The following is a 20,301-nucleotide window of genomic DNA, read 5'->3' as shown; positions in this document are numbered from 1 at the left end:
CTCTGTGAGTGTTTTTTATAAGCTTTATGTCTTCTGGTCATCTTATCTTTAAGATACAGAGCTGACCTTATTTCTACCATTTCGTTTCGAGTAGTATAACGCATCATCCGCCGCTTGAATAAATTGCTCTGATGCCCCTTCATACTCTGAAACCCCTACCGAAACTGTAATTTTTATTTTTGTTCCATCTAACAATTCAAATGAATGTTTTTCAACAGCTATACGAGTTTGTTCCCCAACATGAATTCCATAAGCTATTCCTTTCCTTGGTATCAAAAGCGCAAACTCCTCTCCACCCTTTCGAAAAACCAAATCCGGAAATGCTGACATTTCTCGCAAAATATGCCCTACTTGTTTTAACACTTCGTCTCCCGCTGGGTGCCCATACGTATCATTTACATGCTTAAAATGGTCAATATCTATAAGTAGTAAACAAAGTGAATCGTTTTTCAAGTGTTTATTACTAATATGACGATTCATCTCTAAATCAAACTGTCTTACGTTTCCTAGACCTGTCAATGCATCTATCGTTGCGTATTGCTTCATCGTTTGAAATAGCTCATTGGATTGTAAAACATAATTTGCACTTATGAATGTTATGTAACCTGTAATAATACTAGAAATTAAATATAATCCCACTATGTGGATCTCTTTAATTAACCATATATATAACGCTGGGATTAGAATAGATAAAATATATGCGTGTAACCATACCCACTTTTCCCCTAAAGAAAGCTTCATACGCGAAATAAAGATACTCCCTATTCCTATCGCAATGATTGTATAAAAGGCCACTTGAGAAGCTAATGAATAATCCATAAACAACAGTCTAGTTACTAAAATCATAATAATTGTTATGGTACTCGCTATCGGCCCTCCAATAATAACAGCTAGAATAACAGCTAAGTAGCGTAAATCCAATAGGATGGTACCAACACGAACACCGAAATACATTAGTAATATACCTAGTATCCCAGTAAAAATGCCTACTACACATTTCTGCCCAAAAGAGAATCCTTCTTTTAACGGCTTATCTCTTAAAAGCTGACCTCCAACAAAAATAAAGGAAAGAATAATTGTTGTATTTACAAATAAGTCCTTTAACATAAAATGATCTCCTTACTTTTCTATCTATCCCTTTCCTTACTTTATTGTATACGAAATCCCTATAATTCCCAAAGTTTTTATTTATTTTTTGCTGTTCCACGTGAAACAGCAAAAAATAAAAAGGGCGAAAACTCGCCCTTTTTCATTAACAACAGCGTGATATTTTTCCACCCTTTGCGTTAAATCTTGCTTCTTGTGCCTCAGCAAAAAATTGCTTTTGACATACAACCTCTTCTTCAGGATGATGCTTTTTCATATGCTCCACATATACTTCATAACTTGGTACCCCAACGAGCAAACTAATAAAGCGTTTTCTTTCCCTCCATACTTGCCACAGCTTTTTAAGCATAGTTCCTCGACTCACTTTCATCTCTCGGAATATATGGTGCCTCCTTTAACGGCATTGGCTTATTTCTTAATACTTGTATCCAAATTCGAAGTGCTGAAATTAACACAGCGATTACAACTATCATAAAAATTCCGCAAAGCGCTGCATCAATATAATCATTGAAAATAATTTGCTTCATTTGAGCGACATTTTTAGCTGGCGCTAACACTTTTCCCTCATCTAATGCTCCCTGAAATACCTTTGCATGCGATAGAAATCCAATTTTAGGATTTTCATGAAATAGCTTTTGATATCCCGCCGTCATCGTTACAATCAGCAACCCGATAGTTGGAATAAGTGTTACCCAAACGTACGCCTTTTTTCCCATTTTAAACAAAATTGTCGTTCCAAGTAATAATGCAATACCTGCTAGCATTTGATTTGCAATACCGAAAAGTGGCCATAATGTATTAATTCCACCGAGCGGATCTATTACCCCTTGGTATAAGAAATATCCCCACCCTAATACACATAATGTTGTAGCGATTACATTCGCTAATGTAGAATCCGTTTTCCCAAATGGCTTATATACATGCCCTAAAATATCTTGAATCATAAATCGGCCGACACGCGTTCCGGCATCAATTGTTGTTAAAATGAATAGAGCTTCAAAGAGAATCGCAAAATGATACCAAAATGCCATCATGGCCGTTCCACCTATTACTTGTGAGAAAATATATGCCATACCTATCGCTAATGTTGGCGCACCACCTGTACGTGATAAAATTGTTTGCTCTCCAACATTTACAGCGAGATCTTTTAGTTCATTTGGTGTAATAGCAAATCCCCATGAGGAAATAACTTGAGCTGCCTGCAAAACATCTGTACCGATAAGTGCTGCGGGGCTATTAATTGCAAAATACGTTCCCGGTGTTAATACACAAGCTGCAATCATCGCCATCGCTGCTACAAACGACTCCATTAACATTGCTCCATAACCGATTGGCTGTGCGTGTCCCTCTTGCTCGATCATCTTCGGCGTCGTACCTGATGAAACGAGAGCATGGAATCCAGACACTGCACCACAAGCAATAGTAATAAATAAGAACGGGAATAAGTTTCCAGAAAACACAGGACCAGTTCCATCAATAAATTTCGAAACTGCTGGCATTTGTAAATCTGGTGCTACAATTAAGATACCGATTGCTAACCCTACAATTGTTCCGACTTTTAAAAATGTACTTAAATAATCACGTGGTGCTAAAAGCATCCAAACTGGTAATGCCGATGCGATAAATCCATATACAATAAGCATAATAGCAATTGTTTCACCACTAAATGTGAACATACTTGCAAGTGTTGGATTTTCTGCTACATACTGTCCTCCAACAAGAGATAAAATAAGTAGGATAATACCAATTACTGATCCTTCTCCAACACGACCAGGCCTAATATAGCGCATATAAACTCCCATTAAAATAGCGATAGGAATCGTTGCTGCTATCGTAAACATTCCCCATGGACTTCCGATTAGTGCCTTTACTACGACTAATGCTAATACTGCTAATAAAATAATCATAATTCCTAAAATACCTATCATTGCAATTAGTCCTGTAACAGGTCCAATCTCATCTTTAATCATTTCTCCTAACGATTTACCATTACGTCTCATCGAAGCAAATAAAATGACAAAATCTTGGACAGCCCCCGCAACAACTACCCCAACAATAATCCAAATGGTTCCTGGTAAATATCCCATTTGTGCTGCTAAAATCGGTCCTACTAAAGGTCCCGCCCCAGCAATCGCTGCAAAGTGATGTCCAAACAATACCCACTTATTTGTTGGAACATAGTCTTTCCCATCGTTTAATGTATGGGCTGGTGTTTGCCGATTATCATCTAAATTAAAAACCTTTCTCGCTATAAATCTACTATAAAAGCGGTAAGCAACTGCATATACACATACGGCAGCTACTAAGAGCCATACAGCATTAATGGTTTCACCTTGTGATAAAGCTATTACCCCAAAAGCACCTGCTCCTACTGCTGTAATAACGCCCCAAAGTAAGATCGATTTCAATGTCTTCACATACAATTCCCCCAATACTATTTCTTAGTGGAGATTGTACTAAATTTTCTGAATATTTAACTTGAATCCTCCCTATCATGAAGGATTTTCAGTTTATCATGTTAAATTACTCTCATTACCTACTATAATTCAATGTTATTTCGAAGGCGTTTTACATAATTACGACTGACTGGAATCGGTTGCTCATCATACCTATCTAAATACAAATTATACGTGCCATTATAATAAGGTTTCAGTTCTTTTACATATGACATATTAATTAAATAGCTTTTATGTACACGTAAAAAATCATATGCATTTAGCTTATTTTCTAATTCCTGAAGTGTATATGTTGAAATATACTGATTATTCGTTGTGTAAATTGAAACAGTTTTATTTTCTTTATTTTTACTTACATATACGATATCTTCTGGAAGAATATATCGTATACCCTCTTGACTTTCTATCGGTAGTTTTCGCAAATAACTCTTTGCTTTCTCACCTTGTTCTTTACCTATTTTATATAAAAGAAATTGTAAATCTTCTTCACGAAATGGTCGCAATAAATAATAAAATGCTTGGAAACGAAAGGCTGTAATAGATTCTTCTATGTTTTCACCTACAAAAATAAATTTTGTATAGCAATTTATTTCTCGTAATAAACTTGCATATTCAAAACCAGTACCATCTAGTAATTTGGAACTTAAAAAAACAAAGTCTGGTATATGTTTTTTCATCATAAATAAAGATTCTGTTCCTGTCTTTGCTTCAAAACATTCTACATTTCTCATATTTTCAGTGAAATTTTCAGCTAACTCTCTTCTCTCTTCTGCCTCTTCCATGATCAGTAAAATTTTCATTTCTTCAACCACCTAATTCTTTGTCCATATGTCCTGTTGTATACATTCGCTTTTATAAGAAACAATCCCTTTTTCTTACTATACCATTATTTATCTAAAAAAACAGAAAAAAGGAAACCACTTCGGTTTCCTCTCCCCTTTTATCCCGCACTAACTGCCTATAAAGAGCCGAGTAGTGTAGGATAATAAACGGTCAGGGATACGTTTAAATTTTCACTTTATACTAATTCTCGTTGCTTCGTTTCCTGTCCAAGTATTATTACAGCGAATACACCAATTAAAATTGATCCACAGAAAATCGTAAATATTAATGATAGTGAAGCTTCTGAAGCAACTAAATATCCCACTAATAGTGGCCCAAGAATACCACCAATACGACCAAATGCTGCTGCCATTCCTGCACCTGTACCACGAATAACCGTTGGATACTGCTCAGGTGTATAGGCGTATAATGCTCCCCAAGCACCTAAGTTAAAGAAGGATAGTAGCATACCTGCCACAATTAATACTGTTAATGAATCCGCAACCCCAAACAAATAAGCACTGCAAGCTGTCCCAATTAAATACGTAACCAAAACAAATTTACGACCGAGACGTTCAATAAACCAAGCAGCGGTGAAATATCCTGGAAGTTGAGCTAACGTCATAATAAGTACGTATTGGAAACTTTTTATTAAACTAAATCCTTTTAGCACCATTACACTCGGTAACCAAAGGAACATTCCATAATAGGAAAAGACAACACAAAACCATAGAATCCATAGCATAATTGTTGCTTTACGATATTCCCCAGACCAAACTGATTTTATATTTTCAATAACAGATGGCCTTTTTTCAACTTTTTGGAACCTTGGGGAATCCGGTAAATTCCATCTTAAATATAAAGCATATAGTGCTGGAATTGCACTCAATACCATCGCAACTTCCCAACCATATTTAGGAATAACAAAATACGAGATAAGAGCTGCAATTAGCCATCCACCTGCCCAAAAACTTTCTAATAACACAACAATTTTCCCACGCTCATGCGCTTCAACACTCTCTGATACTAGTGTAGAGGCAACTGGAAGCTCTCCGCCAAGCCCCATACCAATTAAAAAGCGTAAAACGAGAAACATTGCAAGTGTTGTTGTTAATGCAGTTAAACCACTACCGATAGAAAATAACAATAATGTAATAATAAAGACTGATTTCCGCCCTATTTTATCTGATAGTATCCCAAAAATAAGCGCTCCTACTGCCATACCGATTGAGTTAATACTGCCTATCCAGCCCATTTCTTGCGTACTTAATCCCCAATCCTTTTGCAAGGCTACCATTACAAATGAAAGCATTCCAACATCCATTGCATCAAATAGCCATCCAAGCCCAGCTATACCAAGTAGTTTGCGCTTCGAAATTTCTTTTACCTTGCCCACTAGAAGTCCTCCTCACACAGGTGTCTTTACACATCATTTTACATGTGTGAATTGTATAAGTAAAATACTTTTGTGTAAAAAATTCTCCTTCATCATTCCCAAAAAGTAAAACGTCTATCCCGATTGGTGAGAGCTAATAATCAGTGGGGATGCCTCACTGATTAAAGTTTCAATTTATTAAAAATGAACAAATAAAAAAAGCAGCGATATTTCGCTACTTTTTCGAACGCATTACTTCTTTTAAAAATTCCGCTAATACTAACTGACGACGCCAGCGTGTTGGATTACTGCATAATCTATAAAACCACTCTAAATGAATCGCTTGAATCCATTTTGGTGCGCGTTTTACCTCTCCAGCCCATACGTCTAAACTTCCACCCACTCCAACAGCCATTTTCGTTTCTAAACGATGCTTATTGTTTTGGATAAAGTTCTCTTGTCTCGGGAAACCAAGTGCAACAAGTAATAAATCTGGTTTTGCTTCTTGAATGCGAGAAATAATATTCTCTTCGTCTTCTTGTTTAAAATAACCATCTTGTATACCAGCGATGGATACAGCTGAATATGTCTTTGTTAAATGATCTGCTGCAGCTTGTACAACATGCGGCTTTGCACCTAATAAGAAAACAGATACCGGCTTACTATCTTCTGATAATTTCGCAAGTAAATTACACATTAAATCAAAACCTGCTACACGTTCTTTTAAAGGTGTACCAAGCATCCCGCTTGCCTTTACAACCCCAATACCATCAGGTGTAATTAAATCTGTATTCAATAATGTTTGATAGAACTTTTCATCCTTTTTTGCGCACATAACAATTTCAGGGTTTGCTGTTACTACCTGAAACGTATGAGTTCGCTCCGCTTCTAGTTGTTCTTTTAAATATTGGACCGTTTCATCCATTGTCATTGTAGAAAAAGGAACGCCTAGAATATCAACTGTTTGTACTGCCATAGTTAACTATCCTCTCTATCATTACAAGTTTTTCGCTATTAATTGCTTATATGTTTCCTTTGTATCTTCATATAGTTTTTGAAGTGAGAAGTTCATAGTAGCATGCTCATAAATATGTTTACCCATTGCTGCTAACTCTCCAGTTTTCCACTTATCATACGCTTCTTCTAAAGCTAATGCTAATGCCTTTCCATCACCTGTCGGCACAATCCATCCGTAAGTTTCATCTACGATTAATGGTTCAATTTCTCCAGCCCTAGTCACAATTGATGGTACGCGCTGATTTGCCGCTTCTAATAAAACTAGTGGGAACCCTTCACTATGGGAAGTTAATAAATTTACATGTGACGACGCAAATAATTGTTTTACATCTTGACGATGTCCTAAAAACTCTACTTTATCGTTAATCCCTTTTTCAGTAGCTAATGACTTTAGATTTTCTTCTAATGGGCCATCGCCAACTAATAATACTTTAATTTTCTCTAATTTTGTTTGTTGTAACGCATCGAATAAAACTTCATGTCCTTTGACAGGATGTAATCGCGCTACTTGAATTGCCGTAAATACATCTTCATCAATATTGAACATTTCTTTTTTATTATAGCCTTCTGCTTTTTCCTTATCATATTCAATTCCATTATAAATAACATGCATCTTTTCATTTGAAATACCTAATGCTGCCAGGCTTTTTTTCAATCTATTTGTTACAACGAAAAATAAGTCTATATTTTTTAAGGCTTTCAAATTTAATTTCGTAAAAATCCAACCTTTTAAGCCCTGTTTAGTAAAGTCTTGAAATGGATCACTATGAATAGTCGTTACCCATTTTGCCTTTATTCTCTTTTTCATTAAAGAAACATAGAAATTAGCCCTAGGGCCATGTGTATGAACTACATCAAATTTTTCTTTATTAATAAATTCACTTATATTCTTTAAAATGGATAAATCATAGCGCGATTTTTGTGAAAACACATGGACTTTTATCCCTAACTCCCTTGCTTCCTTCGCAACAATTCCATCTTCAAATACTGCTAATTCTACTTCACCAGCTGGAAACTGATCGAGAAGTGAAATAATATGTGTTTTCCCTCCCCCATCTTCTGCTCCTGCATTCATATGCAATATTCTCATATTTTTTCCTCCTTTAAATCCTCGCTACGTTTCCATCTATTTTTATTTTACTGTACTAAAAAATAAAAGCTAACAAAAGTTAGCTTTTATTTTTATCATTCAATTTCTAGGTCTACTATTAGATAAGCTAACACCACTACAAAGTAAATACCAACTCCTGGTGCTGTTAAAATATGTCCTGCAATATAAGCAATACCTAACGCTAACAATAAGCTTGCTGAAATCATTCCATATTTTATATTAAATATGTCCTTAAATCTCGTAGCAAATGCTAGTAGAATTCTTAGCCCGTAATAAATAAATGGAATCATTAGTAATACAAAGCCAATAATCCCGAAATCATAAAACCAATCATGGAAGTCCATTTCAATTAGTTTTGGATCTGGCTGCTTTTGTTCATTGTATTTAAAGTTACCTGCATAACCCATTCCTAATAACTTTTGTGACATTGGCGCTTCTTTAAAGAACTGCTTATGTCTTTCTTCATATACTTGACGTCCACTGAAAATAAGATTTTCTTGATTTTCTTTCTTTTGCTCTTTCTCAAGCTCTTTCTTAACTTCCTCTTCTATCTTCGCCTTTTCTTCTGGCTTTTCAACTTTATGGTGATTTTCTTCTTTTTCTTTAAGTTCTTGCTCTTTTTTCAGCTTCTCTTTAATTTCTTTTTCTTTTTGACCTTGCTGCGCCACATTTTGCTCTGATAAATAATTATTGTGAATACCCATATTTTGTGCTAATGGCGTTTGTTTAAACGTTCCAACTACACCAGCTAATAGGACAATAGCAATTACTGCATTAAGCGCAAGGGATTTTTTGTTCGGATTTTTTCTATCAAATAATAATTGTAGTACAATGATTCCGATTGCTGCTGCTAACGTAGCACCAATTGAGCCCATCCCTACTTTTGTACCAACTTGAATTAGCGAATAAATCATTAAAAGTGATGGAATCCAATATAAAATGTGTTTCCAGCTCTTTGTTTTTTGAATAGAATATAGTACCACAATAGGGAAAATAATAGCTAAGATTGAACCTAGTTCATTCCCTGCATAGAACCAACCTCGAGAACCAACCTTCATCCATTCATAACTACCAAAGTCAGTAGATGTTGAAATAGAAATAACCATAATTGCGTTAATGATTAATGTAGAATATACAATACTATTTCGAACCTTATCACTAATATTAACTGTCTTTTTCAATGATTTTAAAGCTAAAATGTATGATCCCAGCATGATATATATATATAATGCTTTCGCAACGAATTTAACTTCTTCACTAAGTACAATAGGATCCTTAACTAGTTTGTTATTAATAAATCCTATTCCTAAAACTCCGGCTAATAATATAAGATAAATTAAAAACTTTCTATTTTCCTTCTCTTTTGCCTGAATTAAAATGTAAATGCCACCAACAGCCATAATAAGGAATCTTACTAAAATTCCAACGGTAGCATTTGACTTTAATAAAGTGATGCTAAGAGACGTTAATAAATCTAAAACAGGCTGTAAAATAATAAAAAAGAGCAAAAAACGCTCAAATCTAACCCTAGCTTGATTTGCTAACATTCCAAGACCTCCATACAAAATCTTAACATTATCTTTTAATCATAATTTATTATCGTTAAAACACACCTAGCAATTATAACATAACTCATATTTAAATTGAGAACTATTTTTATACCGAAACTAGCCACTCTACCTTAAGTAGTACTAGAAAATATTATCCTTTAGCTATCCTTCCCTATCTCTATAAAAACTATCTAACACTCTTCTACTTATTATCAGCATTATAGTAACATTCATTAATTATTATATTAATATATATAATCTAATAATTACAAAATGACATCTACTCAGCTATCCCACAACTAAAGGTTAACCTTGCTTCATTTTTCCCTAAACATTTTCAAACGCTTTCTTTATGTATTTTATCCGTTTTTCTACATGTAACGAAAAGTAATTGTTATTTCCAATACTTTAGTGTATATTTTTTCTCTGGAACATCTTTAAGAGGAAGGGATTAAGGCCATGTTATTAATCGATATATTTACGTTTCTTGGCATTATCGCCGCTGCCATTTCTGGTACATTAGTTGGTTTAAAAAAAGATTTAGATTTATTTGGTGTCCTTTGTTTAGCTGTAGCTACTGCGCTCGGCGGCGGTATTATTCGTGATATTATGATCGGTAACCTGCCCCCTGTCGCATTTGTAAAACCCATTTACTTTTTCGTAAGTGTATTATCAGCATTATTTACTTGTATGTTTTTTGAACGCATCAATAAACTTCAAGTCGTTATTATGCTTTCTGATGCTGTTGGCTTAGGCGTTTTTACAGCTATTGGTGCAAATGCGGCAATGTCACATCATGTTGACGCCTCATTTCTAGTTGTTTCAATGGGAGTCATTACAGGTATTGGAGGCGGTATTTTGCGTGACATTTGTGCTCAAGATATCCCTTACGTATTCCGAAAAGAAATTTACGCAATCGCTTCTATCTTAGGAGCAATTAGCTTCCTAATCACACACGCTATGGGGGCGCACGTATTAGCTTTCTATGTTTGTTTATTAGTAACATTCGTTATTCGTGTCGTCACTGTAATATATAATGTGCATTTCCCTGTTTTCTTTAAAACACATGCTAAAATTAATAAAGGCCATTAAGAGAATTCTAGATAGAATTCTCTTAATTTATGTACTATTCAACAAACTAATATAGAGTAATTATATATAAGCATATATAATTACTCTATATTAGTTTTAAAATTGAAAACGTTTTATATACAGGGGGAAGAATGATGCTTGGGGTTTTCAAAAAAAATATTAATAAAACAAACGCCAGTATAATCGAATTAAGTAAAGAGCAACAAATAACTTTTAATGTACCTACTAATTCTGAATTGAAAATTCAAATGGATATGCTACATATTTCAAAAGAAGATTTACAAGTTGTAAAAATACTACAGCCTTTTATTTATGCAGAAATTGATTGGATTACTGAAAAATTCTATGCCAACATTACAAAACAACCTAATTTAATTACTATTATTGAACGTTACAGCTCTATTCCAAAACTAAAACAAACTTTAAAAACACATATTAAAGAATTATTCAGCGGCAATATGCATGAAGATTTTATTGAACAGCGTGTTAGGATTGCCAAAAGGCATGTACAAATTGGTTTACATCGAAGATGGTATACTGCTGCTTATCAAGAATTATTCCGCTCTATCATGAAGATTTTGCAAACAAAAATAACAACAATCGATGATTTTTCCTATTCTATAAATGTCATAAATAAATTATTCACTCTTGAACAAGAACTTGTTCTTGCAGCTTATGAATCTGAATATGAAAGAATGCAAAAAGAGCATGAGAAAGAAAAAGAATTAACTGCTATGACAATTACGCATATCGCAACAGAACTAGCTGCTGTATCTGAAAAAACAAGCTCTTCTATTCAAAAACTAACCGCCAAATCTGAAACTATTGTAGAGATTGCTAAAACAGGTACATCATTAGCTACAACATCTGAAGAAAAAGCAAATAAAGGGAAAGAACAATTAAACCAGCAGAATAAACGAATGGGATCTATTCAAATGAATATGGAAACGATTATTACAGATACTCATGAACTTCTCAATATTTCTAACAAAATTAATGAAATCATAGATATTGTTAAATCGATTGCGGAGCAAACAAATTTACTCGCACTAAACGCTGCTATCGAGTCTGCACGTGCTGGAGAATTTGGGAAGGGGTTTTCTGTTGTTGCTGGTGAAATTCGAAAATTATCAGAGCAAACGAAAGAATCTATATTTAACGTTACAAAGCTCGTCGAAAAAACAAATGAACAAATTACTCGTGTCTCGTCTTCCGTGAAACAAATTAGCTCTCTCGTATCGGAAGGAACGGATAGTATGTCGGCAACAGATCGATACTTTCAAGAAATTGTAAAAGATATGTCTAACTCAAAAGAACAGAATAAGAAAATTGAACACGAACTACAAGCTATTTCACAAGTAATGAAAGGAATTCAAGATGATTCCTCACAAATGGCTCTAACAGCCGATAATTTGCAACTAGAACTAAATCGATAAGATAAAGTAAAACTTTAATCAGTGGGGGGTTGTTCATTTCCCACTGATTATTAGCCCTCACTAATCAGGCTTTTACGGGCAGCAGGGCCCCACCTAATTTCTTTGTTTTCGCTGAATTTTAACATGGGGGTCTTACTTCCTGGAAAATAGCGGCATAAAATTCAGGTCAGGCATACTTTTCATCTGCACTGACTATTAAATTTCATCTTCCATCAAAAAAAGAATCCAGAATGGATTCTTTTTATTTTCTGAAAAATATTTTTTGACAATACACATAACTCATATAAACACCAAAGCTCTGCAAAATAAACAATGCCGGCATAATTACATTGTAATATACCATATCTACTTGGAAGAGCCTTAGCAATACGTAGCCACTAATTAAAAATAAGAACAACATATATCCCTCATTTTGTTGTTTCTTAATAAGGAAGTGTAATAGAGCTATAGTCATAAACAATGTTACGGCTATATATATCAGTTTTTCACATTTGAAAAGAATAGAATTTATCCCCTCATCTGAAAACTGATTTATCATCGGTTCTAAAAGTTTAAATCTTTCTCCCTCAATCTCTTTTAACTTTTGATCAATATGCTCTGTTACACTTTGATTTTTCGATATTTTTTCCCCATGTTTCGTTTTTCCAATTAAGACAGATTGAACATATGTCTCATTCGCAATCGTATATTGTGATAATCCCATTGTCTTAATTCCATAATTCACACCAAAATGAGCACTATAAAACAGAATAAGTATCCCTATCATCTTTAGTAACACTTTCTGTTTCGTTGCTGATTGAAATACTTCAATTAATAATACATATACCGTGATAAAAATAGGAAGAAATAGTCCCATTGGGAAAATCATATTACTAAATGCAAATAAAATCGCTGAAAACACCCACATATAAAGATGATCTAATCCTTTATATAAAAGTATGTAACAAGCAAAATAAAATAAAAATATTGCAAGTGACTCAGGAGTTAATACGGAACTCATGAATATGTTTGGAATATACAGAGCATAAAATATAGAAGCAATACGACCGCATTCTTCTCCAAAAACCATTACCGTAATACGATAAATAAAAAATGTGGTTCCTGCGCAAAATAACACATTAAATAGTTGTAAAGCGAATAATGTATCACCAAATATACGAATAATTACTGACTCATATATAATAAAAGGCAAATGAGTTACAGTCCCTATATTATTACCAATTGCAATCTGCTTTGCAGACTCATACATCACTTTCATATCACCTATTATTGGAGCGTCTACAAATAACAGCATACTAAGCCTCACAACTATAGATATACTTATAAGAAAAATAAGAAATTGTTTATCTGTAAAACGATATTGTAGAATTGATGCCACTAACAAAATGAGTATGACGAAAATTGCCAATATGATTGTTACACTTGTTGTACTTCCTCCAAAGAATTGCTTACTTGTCTCAAATGCTGCCCAACAACTATAAACAAAAAATGCGAGCATCGCACCGATCATAATTTTATTGAAGAAAGATGAAAAATTTGTTTGTATATGATTCATATGTCCATTGCACCTCTATTTCCATTCATAACAAAACGATTCTATCATGAATGGGTACACGGCTGATAGAGAATTTCTATGACAAATACATAGTCATTACTTTTTACTTGCAATGTAAGCGAATCCTCTTTTACACTACATTTTAGATAAAATAAATTTTCTTTCAGTTACATGAATACAAATACAGAAATTTAAATAATCCTCTTTTGGAATACACTTTACTTCATTAAATATCTAATATGAGTAATCCGCTTACACATATTATTCTGATTGAAAACAGACTATAGGGGCTGAATATATGGAAAAGAAATTCATGCGAGAATCTAAAGCAATTAAGACAACACGTGTCTTTCCTAACGATTTAAATAATCACCAAACACTTTTTGGAGGGAAATTATTAGCAGAAATTGATAGTATTGCTTCGATTGCGGCTGCAAGACATAGTCGTAAACATTGCGTAACAGCATCTATTGATTCAGTTGATTTTTTAACTCCAATTCACCAAGCTGATTCTGTTTGTTATGAAGCATTTGTATGTTATACAGGGAAATCTTCAATGGAAGTTTTCGTAAAAGTAATCGCAGAAAATTTATTAGCAGGCGAGCGTAGAATTGCTGCTACTTGCTTCATTACATTTGTGGCTATAAAAGATGGAAAACCTTCGTCCGTACCACAAGTACTACCTGAAACAGAAGAAGAGCACTGGCTACACCAAACTGGATCAGAACGCGCAGAAAACCGAAAAAAAGGGCGTTTGAAAAGTAAGGAAATGGCTGAAGTATTAACCTTAAGTAAGCCATGGAGCATATAACACTATGTAACACAGGTAAACATTCCTTTATGTTTACTTGCTTTTTTATTTCAATTTTAATTATAAACACCTATCACTACCTAAATATGCTTCCTAGTTTACAAAACAGCCCACTAACTTGTCCTTTATTTTGTTATACTATTAATGGTATAGTATATGATGTTTAATAAAAGTAATGATGCCGATTATATGAAGGATGGTGCAATATGTCTGTTGAGGTACCAATTGTAATACCTAAAACTTTGATTATTATTCCTGCTTACAACGAAGAAGAAGCGATTGCAGATACATTAACAAGACTTTTAGAACTAAAAGAACATTTTGTAGGATTAGATATTTGTGTAATTAACGATGGTTCAATGGATAAAACACCTGAGATTGTTACAACATTCCCAGTCCATCTTGTAAATCTACCTTATAATTTAGGAATTGGGTCAGCTGTACAAACTGGATATAAGTATGCTTATGAGAATGACTATGATATCGCTATTCAATTTGATGCCGATGGACAACATAACCCAGAGGATTTATATAAAATCATCCAACCTATTGCTGAAAATCAATGCGATATGGTGCTAGGGTCTCGATTTACGGAAAAAACTGCATATAAGGGAAGTCTTTCAAGGCGAATTGGAATATTTTACTTCACTGCCTTATTAAAGTTACTAACGAAACAAACATTTATGGATCCAACATCTGGATACCGTGCTATTAATCGCGAAGTAATTCAGATTTTCGCACACAATTATCCAAAAGATTATCCAGAACCAGAAGTACTTATTCACTTAAAAAAGAAAAATCTTCGCATTAATGAAATATCAGTTAATATGCAAGAAAGACAAGGTGGACAATCTTCTATTACACCATTGAAATCTGCATATTACATGATTAAAGTAAGTTTAGCTATATTAATGCAAAAAATTGTGAAAGGTTGATAATCCATGCCTATAATTACCTTTTCATTTATCTTTATTCTATTATTATTTTTCCTGATTATTAACTCGATACGTAAAGGAGCTTTGGAAACAAAATATTCCATTCTTTGGATTTTTGTTTGTATCGCAATGGCGATTTTAAGCTCTACAGATAAGATTATAAATTGGATTGGGAAGCTATTACACGTAGAATACCCACCATCTGTTTTATTCCTGTTCGGACTTTTATTCTGTTTTATTTTAATTTTTGATTTAACTCGTAAGGTTTCTAAACAGCATCACCAACTTGTAACATTGACACAAGATTATGCGTTGCTAAAACAAAAATTAAATAATAAAGAGCAAAATGATTCTTTACACGATGCATAATTAAAAATGACCTACTTTCTATTTTAGAAAGTAGGTCATTTTTATATACCATTTAAATGTAATTTTTTTGATAGGCTTAATGAAATCATTTACCTATTTTAAAAATGGTCTGCTAACCCTCATAACAGTTGCGACAATACCTACACCTATCATTATAAAAAGCATTGGCATCAATGGGAGCGCATAGCGATCATACGCAAGGTATAAACTATTGAAAAAGGTTTGGAATAAAATGTTTATCCATAAAAATGAATACTCTCTCCACCTTCTCCAACAGAATACAAATGCTAGGATCGAGCAAATTATGAAACCTGTTTTAATTGGATCATAAATTTTCTTCATATCTTCCCCAGATATATCAAAAATACTAATTGGAGTGCCTGGATAATAATATGCTTTTTCCCAGAAAATTTGTGGTTTTAAAATTAAATAACTTTTCAACATTGATTTTTTATCTGTATGCCACCATTCCTTAATACGGTCCATCGCTATTTCTTGTTGCTTCGCCATTAATTCATGCGCTTCTATACCCGGATATTTCGCAAGAAGTTCCGCATCAATTTCTTCCACACTTTTTCCAGGGGGATAACCTTCACCCTGATATGTGCCCAGTAATAACGGATTACCTGAACCTGCTGTAAGCGGGATAAACTTGTGAAATTGAACGTAATTACGTGCCCACCAAGGACCAAGCACAACAAATAATACCAATACACTAATAAGGGCTTGCTTTACCATTAGACGTACTGGATAACGTTTTAATACAAGATATATAAATAATAAAATTGGATATAAAGCGATTTGTACCCTAAAATATAGTGCTACAAAGTAGAATAATAAAATAATATAAAAATCTTTCATTGAATGCGTATCTGCTAATTTCAAGCTCCAATATAATAGCCCTAATGATAGAAATAGATACGGACTTTCTGTCAACGTCAAGTTCTCTACTACTACTTCAGGAGGGTATAATGCTAATAACAATGCGGCAATTAATCCTACTGCTGGATTTAAGATATATGTACCAATCTTATAAGTCATATAAATACTTAAGACACCAAAAGTTATCATAACTAATTTTGCACATAAAACACCAAGGCTTCCATGCCCAAATATGGCGAATATGCCTGCTAATAAAAATACTTGTCCAGGCATAATATGAATAGTTGGTTTTGTCGGATCATGATAAGTCAACATACCTGTTTCTAAAAAATTGACAGCATTTTTTTGATACATTAAGTCATCGCTACCAAGCGTCAAATCACTACCATATGTTTTTAAAGTCATTAACCGAAAGATTAGGCCAATAACTAGAATGATACCTAATATTATTAATTCAGGTCTTCGCATATACTTTTGTAACATTCTAAAGTTTCCTCCCTTTTATTACAATACATTTTTCTATTATAACCATCTTTCATATCTAACTTCTATACCTTTAATAATAATTATTATATACATTAAGTTGATTTACAAAGTTTATATGCGGTAAACTTATACAGATATTCTTTTCATTTTATTCCTTATAAAAGGAGTTAATTTAAAAACATAAAAATTTGAGGAGTTAAAATTCTATGATGGAACAAAACCAGCTTGTCTCAGTTGTTATTCCTCTATACAATGCAGAGAAATATATTGAAGAGACAATGCAGTCAATACTGGATCAAACATATAAAAATATCGAAATTGTAATTGTAGATGATGGAAGTAAAGATCGGTCACCTTCTATCGTAAAAAATCTTGCTGAAAAATACCCAGGGCAAGTAAAATACGTTCATCAAAAAAACCAAGGCGTTTCGGTAGCTCGTAATACAGGAATTGAAAACGCTAGTGGAGAATATATTGCTTTCCTTGATAGTGATGACTTATGGCATCCAACTAAAATTGAGAAGCAAGTCGACAGTATACATAAAAACAACATGGATGCGTGCTATTGTGGTTATATGAATTTCTACGAAGAAACAGGCGAAAAGGTTGAACATACAACAAACTTTATTAAAGGTGATATGGCAAAAGCATTCCTAACACATCAAGTTGTTGCTCAAACAAGTACTTGGATTTTCAAACGATCCATCGTAATGAATCATAACATTCGTTTTACACCAGGATGTAGTTGGGGAGAGGATTTGGAGTTTTTATTTAAACTTATGAGTGTGACAAATGTATGTTATGTCGATGAATACTTAACTTACTATAGAATCTTATCAGAAGGGAATCTTTCTTCTAAGTATAAAGATTATGAATTAAAAACGACAAAAGAGTTGGAAGTATTCAATCGTATGAAAGATTGGGTACATAATAAATCTCAAGATTTCATTACAAAAGACCCTCAGTCACTTATTGAGATTCTTGAGACTTATTTATTCCCTTATACAGTCATCAATAACGCTTGTATATATATTAAGGGAAACTCTCAATTAGATAAATCACAAGTTCAATTAATCAAAAAAGATATAAAGAAATATTGCCGTAAAATCTATTCAAAGAATGGAAAACGTAGTAAAAAACTATATGCAATGCTTTGGTTTGTACGAATTAAATTTCTGTTTTCTTAAACTGAAAATATAACGATACTCTCTCTTTCTGTGAACAAATCAAATTTACAAATAGGACAAGCTAACCGGGTCCTAAAGAATAGAAAGGTCTTTTCCCATGAAAACAAATAAAATTCTAAAAAACGCATCCTACCTCTTTGTAGGAAACATTACTGTCCGTTTTGTACTGGCTATTGCAACAATTTTCTTTGCAAGATATGTTTCTCCAAGTGATTACGGTATGTTTACAACTGCGTTAGCAGTTTCAGCTGTTATTTGTTACTTTACAGATGCAGGTTTGACACATACGTTTATGCGTGAAGGAACGAGAAGCGATGCTAATATTAGCGTGCTAATAAGTAGTTATTTACGTATTCGTTTAATATTAGCTATCGTAATTTCTGTACTTTTCGCTATTTGTGCCCAGTTCTTCTATCCCGATGCTTACTTACGTGCGATGGTATATTGGGTTGTTCTGCCAACAATGTTTGGAGCAACTTTACAAGGTGTTGGAATGGCTTACTTCCAAGTAACAGAACGCATGCAATTTACAGCTATTATTTCTGTACTACAAGGTGTAACAGCTGCTGCTGCCCTATTACTAGGGATGTCTTTCCAATGGTCACTTATGATGGTTGCTGCCATGTATGGGGTATCTAGTCTTGTAACAGGTGTTATCGCCTTTATAATGACAATACGTTACACGAAAGTCCATAAGGGTTGGGATAAAGGCATTTTAGATCAACTACTTATTTTCACAATCAATGGAATCATCATTATGCTCTTACCACAATTGGGCCCTATTATATTAGAAAAGGTTTCAACGTATAATCAAGTTGGATTCTTTGGTGCTGCATCTAAAATACCTGCTGTACTATATCAAATACCTGGGGTAATTGCAGCTGCCTTTTATCCAAGGCTGTTTGCTTTTGGTAATGAGAAAAATATTGAAGAACATAGAAAATTATCAAGTTTTGAATTAAAACTTATGTCTTTTTTAGGAATGGGAATTTCTATCCCCTTTATTGCTGATCCAAATTTCTGGATTGTTAGTTTATTAGGAGAAGAATACGCTCCCGCCGGTGACGCTCTTGCTATTCTAGCGTTTATGGTTATTTTACAATCAATTAACTATCCACTAGCCGATAATTTAACAACGATTGGCCAGCAATGGAAACGTGCAACAACAATGACTATTGGATTAGTTGTTGCCATCATAGGTTATATTGTATTAGGTAGTAAATATGGAATGATGGGGGCAGCTGTCGCAGCTATCCTTACCGAAATTACACTATTAATCGGATTTACCCTCTTTATTCGTAAAGGCATGCAATTATTAGTTAAAGGAATTATATTTAATTCCTTAGCCTTTATTATTAGTTACGGTTTATACCGAATTGCATTAATTAACTTACCACCACTAATTGCTTTAACTCTTACTGGTATACTATACGGTATAATCGGAATTGTAATTGATCCTCAAATACGTGGATTCGTTTTAGGGTTTATAAAACAAAAATCAGGTGAAAAGGTAGTATAAAGTTAAGTTCCTTTTCAAAATCATGAAAAGGAACTTAACTTCTTTATTTACATCTGTTTTTCATATACATAATTGCTTCTTTTAACCCATCATAATAAGAAGTTTTTGGTAACTCTCCAATACATTTCTCGTATTTCTCTCCACTTAATACAACTGGTTTTTCCGTCAAATATAGCATTTCCACAAATTCTTTCATCTGCTTATCAAACAGACCAATGAACTGGATCATTCCTCTTTTTACAGTTATTATTCGTTTGGTATATCCCGCTAATTCCCGTATGTGTTGAATCATTTCCTCACCTGTAATGACAACATAATCTGTTATGTTCCAATTTTGTCCATAAGCCTCATCATGTGAAGCTAATTTAACCATTGCTTTTGCACCATCTGGTGTGAAAATATATTCACGGGCAATCTTTTTATCTCCAACAAAGCTAGACATTTTATTTGTAAGTATTGCCTTTAATGTATGATGGACAAGTGTGCTTTTTGCATTTGGACCATAAAAGTCTGGGAAATGAGCAATAAACATTTGTACATTAGCTTGTTTTGAAAATATATACATTTTGAAATGATGGCATTATATGAAAG

17 protein-coding genes and 2 pseudogenes are annotated in these 20,301 nt (G+C 33.6%); 8 read left to right on the top strand and 11 right to left on the bottom strand.

The window, feature by feature from the left end; translation table 11 throughout:
• Positions 1–48 precede the first annotated feature (48 nt).
• The 8 genes from ACTFP3_RS18300 to ACTFP3_RS18265 form a co-directional block, all read right to left on the bottom strand.
• The gene (locus ACTFP3_RS18300) at positions 49–1,107 is read right to left on the bottom strand and encodes a GGDEF domain-containing protein (protein WP_000910191.1); all 1,059 of its coding nucleotides are present in this window, start codon (positions 1,105–1,107) and stop codon (positions 49–51) included.
• Positions 1,108–1,252: 145 nt separating this feature from the next.
• A complete protein-coding gene (locus ACTFP3_RS18295; protein WP_243820885.1) occupies positions 1,253–1,456 on the bottom strand; it encodes a YbdD/YjiX family protein in 204 nt (67 codons plus the stop codon).
• Positions 1,449–3,524, bottom strand: coding sequence for a carbon starvation protein CstA (gene cstA, locus ACTFP3_RS18290; RefSeq protein WP_326035749.1), 2,076 nt, complete (start codon positions 3,522–3,524; stop codon positions 1,449–1,451). Before cstA ends, ACTFP3_RS18295 begins: the two co-directional genes overlap by 8 nt.
• A gap of 122 nt (positions 3,525–3,646) precedes the next feature.
• The gene (locus ACTFP3_RS18285) at positions 3,647–4,363 is read right to left on the bottom strand and encodes a LytR/AlgR family response regulator transcription factor (RefSeq protein WP_000698256.1); all 717 of its coding nucleotides are present in this window, start codon (positions 4,361–4,363) and stop codon (positions 3,647–3,649) included.
• 218 nt (positions 4,364–4,581) lie between these two features.
• Complete coding sequence (locus ACTFP3_RS18280; RefSeq protein ID WP_000521075.1) at positions 4,582–5,781, bottom strand: MFS transporter; 1,200 nt, start codon at positions 5,779–5,781, stop codon at positions 4,582–4,584.
• A 214-nt stretch (positions 5,782–5,995) separates the two neighbouring features.
• On the bottom strand, positions 5,996–6,736 hold the full coding sequence (locus tag ACTFP3_RS18275; protein WP_000290748.1) for a WecB/TagA/CpsF family glycosyltransferase: 741 nt from the start codon (positions 6,734–6,736) through the stop codon (positions 5,996–5,998).
• A gap of 21 nt (positions 6,737–6,757) precedes the next feature.
• A complete protein-coding gene (locus tag ACTFP3_RS18270; protein WP_001221215.1) occupies positions 6,758–7,867 on the bottom strand; it encodes a glycosyltransferase family 4 protein in 1,110 nt (369 codons plus the stop codon).
• A 95-nt stretch (positions 7,868–7,962) separates the two neighbouring features.
• Positions 7,963–9,435 (bottom strand): O-antigen ligase family protein, encoded by a 1,473-nt coding sequence (locus ACTFP3_RS18265; RefSeq protein ID WP_000880764.1) that lies wholly within the window; start codon positions 9,433–9,435, stop codon positions 7,963–7,965.
• A gap of 462 nt (positions 9,436–9,897) precedes the next feature.
• Here ACTFP3_RS18265 and ACTFP3_RS18260 point away from each other — a divergent pair, with 462 nt between their 5' ends.
• The 3 genes and pseudogenes from ACTFP3_RS18260 to ACTFP3_RS18250 all read left to right on the top strand — a co-directional run bounded on the left by ACTFP3_RS18260 (position 9,898) and on the right by ACTFP3_RS18250 (position 11,966).
• Positions 9,898–10,530, top strand: a complete 633-nt coding sequence (locus ACTFP3_RS18260; protein WP_000924371.1) for a trimeric intracellular cation channel family protein — start codon at positions 9,898–9,900, stop codon at positions 10,528–10,530.
• Positions 10,531–10,661: 131 nt separating this feature from the next.
• Positions 10,662–11,210 (top strand): annotated as a pseudogene (locus ACTFP3_RS18255) (protoglobin family protein); the annotation flags it as partial.
• 15 nt (positions 11,211–11,225) lie between these two features.
• Positions 11,226–11,966, top strand: coding sequence for a methyl-accepting chemotaxis protein (locus tag ACTFP3_RS18250; protein ID WP_370512974.1), 741 nt, complete (start codon positions 11,226–11,228; stop codon positions 11,964–11,966).
• Positions 11,967–12,207: 241 nt separating this feature from the next.
• Here the strand turns inward: ACTFP3_RS18250 and ACTFP3_RS18245 are convergent, their stop codons facing one another.
• Positions 12,208–13,521, bottom strand: coding sequence for a glycosyltransferase family 39 protein (locus ACTFP3_RS18245; RefSeq protein ID WP_326035748.1), 1,314 nt, complete (start codon positions 13,519–13,521; stop codon positions 12,208–12,210).
• A gap of 298 nt (positions 13,522–13,819) precedes the next feature.
• Between ACTFP3_RS18245 and ACTFP3_RS18240 the strand changes: the two genes are divergently transcribed.
• The 3 genes from ACTFP3_RS18240 to ACTFP3_RS18230 all read left to right on the top strand — a co-directional run bounded on the left by ACTFP3_RS18240 (position 13,820) and on the right by ACTFP3_RS18230 (position 15,636).
• On the top strand, positions 13,820–14,332 hold the full coding sequence (locus tag ACTFP3_RS18240) for an acyl-CoA thioesterase (RefSeq protein ID WP_000412119.1): 513 nt from the start codon (positions 13,820–13,822) through the stop codon (positions 14,330–14,332).
• Between the two features lie 206 nt (positions 14,333–14,538).
• Positions 14,539–15,267 (top strand): glycosyltransferase family 2 protein, encoded by a 729-nt coding sequence (locus tag ACTFP3_RS18235; RefSeq protein ID WP_000110207.1) that lies wholly within the window; start codon positions 14,539–14,541, stop codon positions 15,265–15,267.
• A gap of 6 nt (positions 15,268–15,273) precedes the next feature.
• Positions 15,274–15,636 carry a DUF2304 domain-containing protein gene (locus ACTFP3_RS18230; protein WP_001121765.1) on the top strand — a complete coding sequence of 121 codons (363 nt, stop codon included), beginning with the start codon at positions 15,274–15,276 and terminating at the stop codon, positions 15,634–15,636.
• A gap of 93 nt (positions 15,637–15,729) precedes the next feature.
• Here the strand turns inward: ACTFP3_RS18230 and ACTFP3_RS18225 are convergent, their stop codons facing one another.
• A complete protein-coding gene (locus tag ACTFP3_RS18225) occupies positions 15,730–17,001 on the bottom strand; it encodes a glycosyltransferase family 39 protein (RefSeq protein ID WP_000939653.1) in 1,272 nt (423 codons plus the stop codon).
• A 209-nt stretch (positions 17,002–17,210) separates the two neighbouring features.
• Here ACTFP3_RS18225 and ACTFP3_RS18220 point away from each other — a divergent pair, with 209 nt between their 5' ends.
• Both ACTFP3_RS18220 and ACTFP3_RS18215 read left to right on the top strand, forming a co-directional pair.
• A complete protein-coding gene (locus ACTFP3_RS18220; RefSeq protein ID WP_000970540.1) occupies positions 17,211–18,191 on the top strand; it encodes a glycosyltransferase family 2 protein in 981 nt (326 codons plus the stop codon).
• Positions 18,192–18,288: 97 nt separating this feature from the next.
• Positions 18,289–19,710, top strand: a complete 1,422-nt coding sequence (locus ACTFP3_RS18215; RefSeq protein WP_075676720.1) for an oligosaccharide flippase family protein — start codon at positions 18,289–18,291, stop codon at positions 19,708–19,710.
• Between the two features lie 43 nt (positions 19,711–19,753).
• Here the strand turns inward: ACTFP3_RS18215 and ACTFP3_RS18210 are convergent.
• Positions 19,754–20,263, bottom strand: a pseudogene (locus ACTFP3_RS18210) (NAD-dependent epimerase/dehydratase family protein); the annotation flags it as partial.
• Positions 20,264–20,301 lie beyond the last annotated feature (38 nt).

The organism is Bacillus cereus group sp. MYBK5-2, assembly GCF_051915685.1.
In the GTDB taxonomy this organism is placed as follows: Bacteria; Bacillota; Bacilli; order Bacillales; family Bacillaceae_G; genus Bacillus_A; species Bacillus_A cereus.
Note: the sequence above shows the minus strand (reverse complement) of the source record. Positions and strands in the feature narration are given on the sequence as shown.

Bases quoted from the DNA above. Each gene is read 5' to 3' on its own strand.
- ACTFP3_RS18230 (WP_001121765.1), top strand. From the start codon at position 15,274: ATGCCTATAATTACCTTTTCATTTATCTTTATTCTATTATTATTTTTC.
- ACTFP3_RS18240 (WP_000412119.1), top strand. From the start codon at position 13,820: ATGGAAAAGAAATTCATGCGAGAATCTAAAGCAATTAAGACAACACGT.
- ACTFP3_RS18295 (WP_243820885.1), bottom strand. From the start codon at position 1,456: ATGCTTAAAAAGCTGTGGCAAGTATGGAGGGAAAGAAAACGCTTTATT.
- ACTFP3_RS18215 (WP_075676720.1), top strand. From the start codon at position 18,289: ATGAAAACAAATAAAATTCTAAAAAACGCATCCTACCTCTTTGTAGGA.
- ACTFP3_RS18275 (WP_000290748.1), bottom strand. From the start codon at position 6,736: ATGGCAGTACAAACAGTTGATATTCTAGGCGTTCCTTTTTCTACAATG.
- ACTFP3_RS18245 (WP_326035748.1), bottom strand. From the start codon at position 13,521: ATGAATCATATACAAACAAATTTTTCATCTTTCTTCAATAAAATTATG.
- ACTFP3_RS18235 (WP_000110207.1), top strand. From the start codon at position 14,539: ATGTCTGTTGAGGTACCAATTGTAATACCTAAAACTTTGATTATTATT.
- ACTFP3_RS18300 (WP_000910191.1), bottom strand. From the start codon at position 1,107: ATGTTAAAGGACTTATTTGTAAATACAACAATTATTCTTTCCTTTATT.
- ACTFP3_RS18250 (WP_370512974.1), top strand. From the start codon at position 11,226: ATGCAAAAAGAGCATGAGAAAGAAAAAGAATTAACTGCTATGACAATT.
- ACTFP3_RS18265 (WP_000880764.1), bottom strand. From the start codon at position 9,435: ATGTTAGCAAATCAAGCTAGGGTTAGATTTGAGCGTTTTTTGCTCTTT.
- ACTFP3_RS18270 (WP_001221215.1), bottom strand. From the start codon at position 7,867: ATGAGAATATTGCATATGAATGCAGGAGCAGAAGATGGGGGAGGGAAA.
- ACTFP3_RS18260 (WP_000924371.1), top strand. From the start codon at position 9,898: ATGTTATTAATCGATATATTTACGTTTCTTGGCATTATCGCCGCTGCC.
- ACTFP3_RS18285 (WP_000698256.1), bottom strand. From the start codon at position 4,363: ATGAAAATTTTACTGATCATGGAAGAGGCAGAAGAGAGAAGAGAGTTA.
- ACTFP3_RS18225 (WP_000939653.1), bottom strand. From the start codon at position 17,001: ATGTTACAAAAGTATATGCGAAGACCTGAATTAATAATATTAGGTATC.
- ACTFP3_RS18220 (WP_000970540.1), top strand. From the start codon at position 17,211: ATGATGGAACAAAACCAGCTTGTCTCAGTTGTTATTCCTCTATACAAT.